The organism is Holospora curviuscula, assembly GCF_002930195.1.
GTDB lineage: Bacteria > Pseudomonadota > Alphaproteobacteria > Holosporales > Holosporaceae > Holospora > Holospora curviuscula.
The window spans coordinates 1-6,586 of sequence record NZ_PHHC01000104.1 but is presented as its reverse complement, the minus strand read 5'-3'; the positions used below and the strand labels follow the sequence as shown (position 1 = coordinate 6,586).

Sequence of the window (6,586 nt, the reverse complement as noted above, 5' to 3'; positions counted from 1 at the left end):
ATTTTGTCGGACCACTCGCAGAAATGCATGGAAAAGACGCAGTTGTTTTAGCCGCAAAAAACTTTGGTGGAATATTGCAGGACATCCAAATCAGGTCACGTTTTGCAAGCCACAATCAAATCATGTTCGCCTATGATATGGTCGTTCCAGCGCCGATTGGTAAATTTAGGGCAGCAGTACTGATGGAATTCATAGAGCAACGCATCTCTAAAATCGAACTGTTTTATGATGCGAGCCCCTTTCAAGAAAAGAAAAGTGAGATCTTTGAAGGCGATAATTAAATGATGAAAAGTAAATTTGGACCGTTCTGCACAGCAAACTTCTTTTAAAGACGGTATATTAGTATCGTAATAGATGAGGTAAATTATGACATACGTTAACAGTAATAACTTTATCAAGGCCGTAAAGTTTATTTATCAAAATTTAGATGAGCCCGTTAGCCTTGAATTGATCGCTAAAAATATTGGTGTTTCTATTTCAACCTTGAAAAGATTATTTTTAGATGCCAGTGGCAGCTCTGTAGGTAGTTTTATAAGAAGGCTTAGAATGGAGAGAGCTTTTAGGTCACTAAAAAACAAGGAAGAGTCTATTCTTGAAATCGCACTCAGCAGTGGTTTTGAAGATGCAAGCGCTTTTGCTCGAACATTCAAAGCAAATTTCGGCTACAGTCCAAGCTTTGCCCGTAATAAAATTAATATCGTGAGTGAACTTGAATGCGTATCTTTAGAAGATCCCGAGATAACCGAAATTACTGAATTCAAAATTCAAGCTGTAACAAAACAAGGATTATATTTTGAGGCCGCTCCGCTTGCTTGGAAAACTCTGGAAGGACATTTAAGCGAGGAAACGCTGGACGATGATTTTACCGGCACATTTATAGCCATTGGGCACGATAATCCACATGATGGAGAGATTGCTGAAGATAATGTACGTTTTTCGGCTGGAGTTGCCTACTTGAGTGCAGACTTAAGAATCGAGTTAATCACTATTGCAGGCGGTTACTATGCTAAATTCAACTATACTGGGAAGTTGAATAATATGGGTCTAGCCTATCACTACATTTATGGTGCATGGATTAACAAATCATCTGTAAAAATCGATGATACAAAGCCAGCTTTTATGATGATGGATAAATTCCCTAATAATTTTGAAGAAAGCCGTGTTTCAATATATGTGCCTATCATTAAATGTTAGTTTTGAAACGCAGGATATAAATCAAGTGGTCTGGCGTCATCCCATTTTTCATAAGCCTTTGCTAGCATTTGCTCAGCTGAATTACGTAAATGCGGAAGCATACCATGGGCTTTTGATATCTGGATAAATCCTTGCAATCTCGAGATAAAACGTGGACGAGCAAGGTTATCTTCTGAATTCCATAATGAATCAATAGGCACCGGACCAGATGGCCAGCACTTATCTTTATCCATGATGCGGAGGGCAAATGGCATGCTTGAGAGTAGCCAAAACCCACAGGCTGCAACATAGCTTTTATTATATTTGGCGTCATCAAGGTTAGCTTTGATTTTGCTTGCAATTGTCTTTCTATACAATGATTCAAGCTCTAATATCACTGCTTCAGGCAGAGCTTTTGCACACCAACAGGTAGGGAAATTCATTCTAAAATAAGTTGCATCCAGTAAGCTACTGCCGGGTCTGACCCACTCAAAATCAATCAGCCGAAGCTCGTCTTTATCTTCATGGTCGAATACGTTATCAGGGCAAATATCCCCGTGTGTCAGCACATAAAATTTCCCAGGATTTAAGGCTTTTTCAATCACTTCAGATGCCTCTTGTTTTAAATCATTTGTACAAGGAATACCAAGGATGTCACAAACACCTTCTAATTTAGGAATCAAATCTTCTTCATTCCATTTGATGCGGTCTTCTAGCGTTTCCCTCTTCGGATGAGCGGATACCAATAGTTCATCATATTCCTGAAGACGCCCATAACTTGCCATATGAAAATGTGCAAGAGATTTGGTAAAGCGCTTAAGAGCGGCTATTGCTTTATCAGGATCAGATTTAGTCAAACTATCAACTAGGCTAATATGCGTGTCACCTAGATCTTCAAGTAGGATGAATCTAAAACTTTGGCTTGCGCCTAAAAACTTAGGAATGCTGTGATTAATGTCAGACCGGCTCAAGAATTTTAGCCCGACAAAATCTCTGGCAAATCTCGCCAGGATATCTGCATCAGTAGTTTCCTGACTTTTATCAGAGAGTGATTGTTTGAAGATCACAGATTGTATATCGTAGTTGTTAGCCGATAAAAACAAACGTGCAACTCTATTTCTTCTATCAGGCTCGCTTAAGAATTTGACATCTTGAATTGTAACTTCCACGCCAAAGTAATCTTCCAAAGATTTAGTGACTGCTGCGAGTAACTCTGGTTCCATGATCATGCTACACTTCCCAAAAACCAATCGAGCGCGGTAAAAATCTTCTTCTTAAGCGGTTCAGTTATTTCACCATCTATATAACTTGCGTGAAGAGCGCCACTTGGTTTGATAACGGTTAAATCAAGGTTCGCACGGATGGCATTATTTTCCTGGAATGGCTCTGCAATTACACCTGCATCCGTTGTGGTATCATCTGCTTCAAACATTAGTACTGACAGAGGCGATACAGGCCTTAATCTTGCTCTTCTTGCATCAAATAAAATCAATGAACGCACTAACTCTGGATGTTGATTCACAAAATATTTCGCAATATCACCGCCATTTGAATGACCGCTGAGTATCAAGTTGTCTAAGCGAAGAGGTAAATTTTGTTGCTCTAATTGCGCTAATGTAAACAAAATATTCGCTTCTCCACGGATGTATAAATGACGGCGAGCTTCATCTTGAATAGTATTTGGATCAACCTTCTCAAGGCCATCAACATCGCCAAAAACATCATGCTGTATGCTCACAAAAGCATATCCCTTGGCAGTAAAATATTCTGCCAAATAGGTGTATCTCTTATAAACAAGCTCTTCTTTTTGAAGATCTTCTTGTCCTTGATACCCAGGCCCAAAAACTATTGTTGGCAATGGGTTGCTAGCATTTTCAGGGAGATAAACACTAACAGGGACCTGCCTTTTGCGTGATTCATCATAAAAATCAAAATGAAGTGTTTTCATAAATTACCATTAATTTTATTACTTAGCCACCTCATCAACTCCTCATCAAAATTATCAGACTCTTCGAGTTGAGGGGTATGGGCACTTTTTTCAAAAATACGGACTGTGAGATCTGATGCATGCTCGCGGTATTTTTCCCATAAATGCGGTGGGTTGAAGTAGTCATATCTTCCAAACGCCAAGAAAATCTGGCAGCTAATAGCTTTTAGAGCGTTAGCAACATTATAATCAACAAACATAGAGCCCCATATGATTCCAGCTCCAACAGAATTAACCTCTACGCCTTCCCAAAGTTTAGATGCATCGAAATTTGCGTCATACCAAATTCGTGGGCCAAACGATAGCAGACGCGCTACAAAAGATTGATCGCCGCTTTCACTGAACCTTTGCATAGTAATTTGCAGCGCAGACTTCCTCTCAGGACAAACCGATTCTTCAAAATATCGATCTGCTTCCTTGTAAATCTCCTGCCCTGTAATCGGACTGGAGGCAATTAAAACAAGATGACTCACTCTATCTGGAAATGCACGTGCATACTCCATTGCCATAAAAGCATGAATCGAGTGCCCAATAAGGATTATTTTATCAGCGCCCAAAGATACCCGCATTGCTTCAATATCCTGGACGAGTTTATCGACTGTAAAGTCATCTTCCGTGTGATTCGGAGATGCAGGAACAAAACCTCGTGTATCAGCGCAAATAATTTTCAGCTTTGATTTTAGGTTTTCAGAAAAAGTGCGCGGATAATATTTATGGCTACCAATAACAATAGCAACTGGCCCACTTCCATCAATAGAAGCTTTTAAGCAAAAATTATCCCTGTTTAATTCAATTATCTTCTGAAGTGACACTTTCGTTACCTATATTTCAATCCCAGCTTTGGTTATAAAACGCTTAACTGCTATAGTATACGCACAAAGTGTTTTGGAGTCAAAATAAATCAACCCCCTTGATCTTAATTCAAGAAGCCCCAAGGGATAAACTCCTCAGGGCTTTTCCATATTAGCTCTTCAAGCAAATACGATTTACAATCATCATAAAGCAGCTTAGAGAAAGAAAATAAAGAGGCATTGGCAACAATGTTCCATCATGTAGCAATCCCATAAATAATGTAAAGAGCGAGATCAGGCAGTAGTAGAAAAATCCAAACAAGCTGGATGCTGTACCAATTGCATGTTTATAATCCGCAAGTGCTAATGCAAGAGCATTGCTGGTTGCCATACATATTCCAAAAGCACATCCCATTTGAGAAATAATAGTAATCGCTATCATTACATGAGAAGGCAAAGCAAATAAATTATGATTTATCGTCGCCACACAACTGAAGATTGTTGTGGCAAAAGCAATGATCAAAAGTCCATAGCCCATTATTTCTTTAGAAGAATGTTTATTCTGTAATCTTTTAGAAACGATTCCACCAAGCATTGTAGCGACTGCAATAACTGTAAAGCTCAGACCATAAGACTTAGGCGAAAGGCCTAGACCCTTGATGAGATAAAATGACCCTTCCGCAAAATAACTAAAGAGAATGCCATTACATCCAGCGACAATAACGCCGAAGCCTAGTACTTTTTTGTCTAGCACAAGTTGCTTCGCAATATTCCATAAAGAAAACTTTTTTCGAGAAGCATGTGGATGTGTTTCTGGCAACTTTACGCTCACAAGGATCGTTACAATAAGCGCAAACATGCTCAGGAATATGAAGATGTTTCTCCACCCAAATATTTCCGCGATCAGCCCTCCGAATAAAGGTCCAAGCGCTGGAAATAAGGCAAGCGCGCTACCGGTCGCAGAATATACTCTTCCAAGGGCGGGGCCATGGAATGCATCTCTGCAAATTGCTTGGCCAAGAACGCTCCCTATACTGCCGCCAAACGCTTGTACTCCGCGACTGATCATCAACATTTCAATTGAAGTTGAGAAATAGCAACCAATACAACCGATAATAAAGACTAGTAAGCCCGCGATAACACAGGGCTTACGACCTAATTTATCAGAAACTTTGCCCCAAAATAAAGTTCCAAGAGCAAATCCAAAAAGGTAGATCGTCAGCGTATACTCTACCATCGCTTCGCTTGTTCTAAGTGCATGCGCTATATCAGGCAAAGATGGCGTATAAACAGTTTCAGAAAGTTGTGGAAGACCCACAATAAGAACAATAAGCCAGATTGCTGGCAATAAAATATGTGTCATAAAAAAACCTCGACATTTAAAATTCAAAAATTAAGCAATAAAATAGCGTCCTCTATTTTCAAGAGACGCTCAAATCAACCTAATTTCTTTACTTAAACGACGACGATTTTTTTCATTGGAACATCCCAGATTAATGACTACAATAACATTATACGCACAAAGTATTTTGGAGTCAAAACAAATCACACCACCTCGCAGCCAAATAATTCGCCCTGTTCATGCCAGAGGCTTGGAATGTTTTGCATAAGATCGGCGAGTTTCATATGGCGAGGTTGGTGTCCTAAAAGAATAGCTTCTTTGAGTTTTGGAGCAAGAAAATTGAGCCTGAGGATTAGCTGTACATATTTTGCTGTGACTTTATTCGCATCGCATAGGTCCTGCATGGTTTGATATTTTCCAGATTTAAGCTGGCGTTGCCATAGATGGGCACGTACCAAGGCTTTTACTAATGTGGTATCTATAGATGCATTCTGAGACGCTAATTGGGCCTTGCCTTCCGGTACCAACACCATTTTTCTACCGCCTCGTTTTTTAAGGCGCATGGGCATGAATACCGATAATTCCCCCTTGCTCATAGGCATGCCTCCATGCCGGCATGGAGCAATAAACTCTGCAGCCCATCTGTATGAATGCGTACATCAATACCATCCTCTCGCACAAGCACTGCTTTGATCAGCAAGCAGATGATGCGATATTGCTCAACCGGAAAAAGCGAATCCCAAATCACATCGATTTGCTGGAGCATGGCAAAGGCTTCGTCCGTAGAGATTTGCCCCTCCAGAGATTTCAGGGTTTTAGCGGTGATTTCAGGGCATTTGAGGAGTTCGCGTACTTGCTGTACCACAAAGCGCTCAACCTCATTAGAGGCAATGGTTTTATGATGAGAGGTACAACTTTTGCCCCGCAAATGATTGCTGCAGGCGTAATATCGATAGCGCTTGTCTTTCTTTTTGGTGTAGGTGGGTGTCATGGATACATCGCAGACCTGGCAGCGAATGAGGTTTTTTAAAAGCGCTTGATCTTTAGCCCAAGATTCTCTGCCTCTGATGTGCGGGCATTTTTCAAAGACGCGCTGCACTTCATGAAAAAATTCAGGCTCTAAGATACCGTCGTGCTCACCCTCATAGACAGCCTCTTTGTGGGCGACAAATCCTTTGTAAACCGGGTTAATCAATGTTCTGCGAAGGTTAGCTTTTGTGAATAACTGCGCGCCATATTCTTTGCCGGTTTTGGTTATGATACGTTTGGTGCGATGGCTTTGTTGATTCAGTT

8 protein-coding genes are annotated in these 6,586 nt (G+C 40.5%); 2 read left to right on the top strand and 6 right to left on the bottom strand.

What is annotated here, in order from left to right; all coding sequences use genetic code 11:
- Nucleotides 1–281: hypothetical protein (locus HCUR_RS08725; protein ID WP_165780794.1), on the top strand; the 281-nt coding region annotated here is incomplete at its 5' end.
- A gap of 85 nt (nucleotides 282–366) precedes the next feature.
- Nucleotides 367–1,194, top strand: coding sequence for an AraC family transcriptional regulator (locus HCUR_RS05370; RefSeq protein WP_104207085.1), 828 nt, complete (start codon nucleotides 367–369; stop codon nucleotides 1,192–1,194).
- On the opposite strand, the gene HCUR_RS05365 is transcribed toward HCUR_RS05370, so the two are convergent.
- The 6 genes from HCUR_RS05365 to HCUR_RS05340 all read right to left on the bottom strand — a co-directional run.
- Nucleotides 1,191–2,402: a phosphotransferase gene (locus tag HCUR_RS05365; protein WP_104207084.1), complete on the bottom strand. Its 1,212-nt coding sequence runs from the start codon at nucleotides 2,400–2,402 to the stop codon at nucleotides 1,191–1,193. The genes HCUR_RS05370 and HCUR_RS05365 overlap by 4 nt on opposite strands.
- Nucleotides 2,399–3,121 carry an alpha/beta fold hydrolase domain-containing protein gene (locus HCUR_RS05360; RefSeq protein ID WP_104207083.1) on the bottom strand — a complete coding sequence of 241 codons (723 nt, stop codon included), beginning with the start codon at nucleotides 3,119–3,121 and terminating at the stop codon, nucleotides 2,399–2,401. Before HCUR_RS05360 ends, HCUR_RS05365 begins: the two co-directional genes overlap by 4 nt.
- Nucleotides 3,118–3,972: an alpha/beta fold hydrolase gene (locus HCUR_RS05355; RefSeq protein WP_104207082.1), complete on the bottom strand. Its 855-nt coding sequence runs from the start codon at nucleotides 3,970–3,972 to the stop codon at nucleotides 3,118–3,120. Before HCUR_RS05355 ends, HCUR_RS05360 begins: the two co-directional genes overlap by 4 nt.
- 151 nt (nucleotides 3,973–4,123) lie before the next feature.
- Nucleotides 4,124–5,314, bottom strand: a complete 1,191-nt coding sequence (locus HCUR_RS05350; RefSeq protein WP_006302608.1) for a multidrug effflux MFS transporter — start codon at nucleotides 5,312–5,314, stop codon at nucleotides 4,124–4,126.
- Between the two features lie 182 nt (nucleotides 5,315–5,496).
- Nucleotides 5,497–5,895, bottom strand: coding sequence for a hypothetical protein (locus HCUR_RS05345; protein ID WP_104207081.1), 399 nt, complete (start codon nucleotides 5,893–5,895; stop codon nucleotides 5,497–5,499).
- On the bottom strand, nucleotides 5,886–6,586 hold a 701-nt coding region (locus HCUR_RS05340), incomplete at its 5' end, for a recombinase zinc beta ribbon domain-containing protein (RefSeq protein WP_207760938.1). The genes HCUR_RS05340 and HCUR_RS05345, both read right to left, overlap by 10 nt.

Coding starts and splice junctions, on each gene's coding strand:
- HCUR_RS05350 (WP_006302608.1), bottom strand. CDS start 5,314: ATGACACATATTTTATTGCCAGCAATCTGGCTTATTGTTCTTATTGTG.
- HCUR_RS05365 (WP_104207084.1), bottom strand. CDS start 2,402: ATGATCATGGAACCAGAGTTACTCGCAGCAGTCACTAAATCTTTGGAA.
- HCUR_RS05370 (WP_104207085.1), top strand. CDS start 367: ATGACATACGTTAACAGTAATAACTTTATCAAGGCCGTAAAGTTTATT.
- HCUR_RS05360 (WP_104207083.1), bottom strand. CDS start 3,121: ATGAAAACACTTCATTTTGATTTTTATGATGAATCACGCAAAAGGCAG.
- HCUR_RS05345 (WP_104207081.1), bottom strand. CDS start 5,895: ATGCCTATGAGCAAGGGGGAATTATCGGTATTCATGCCCATGCGCCTT.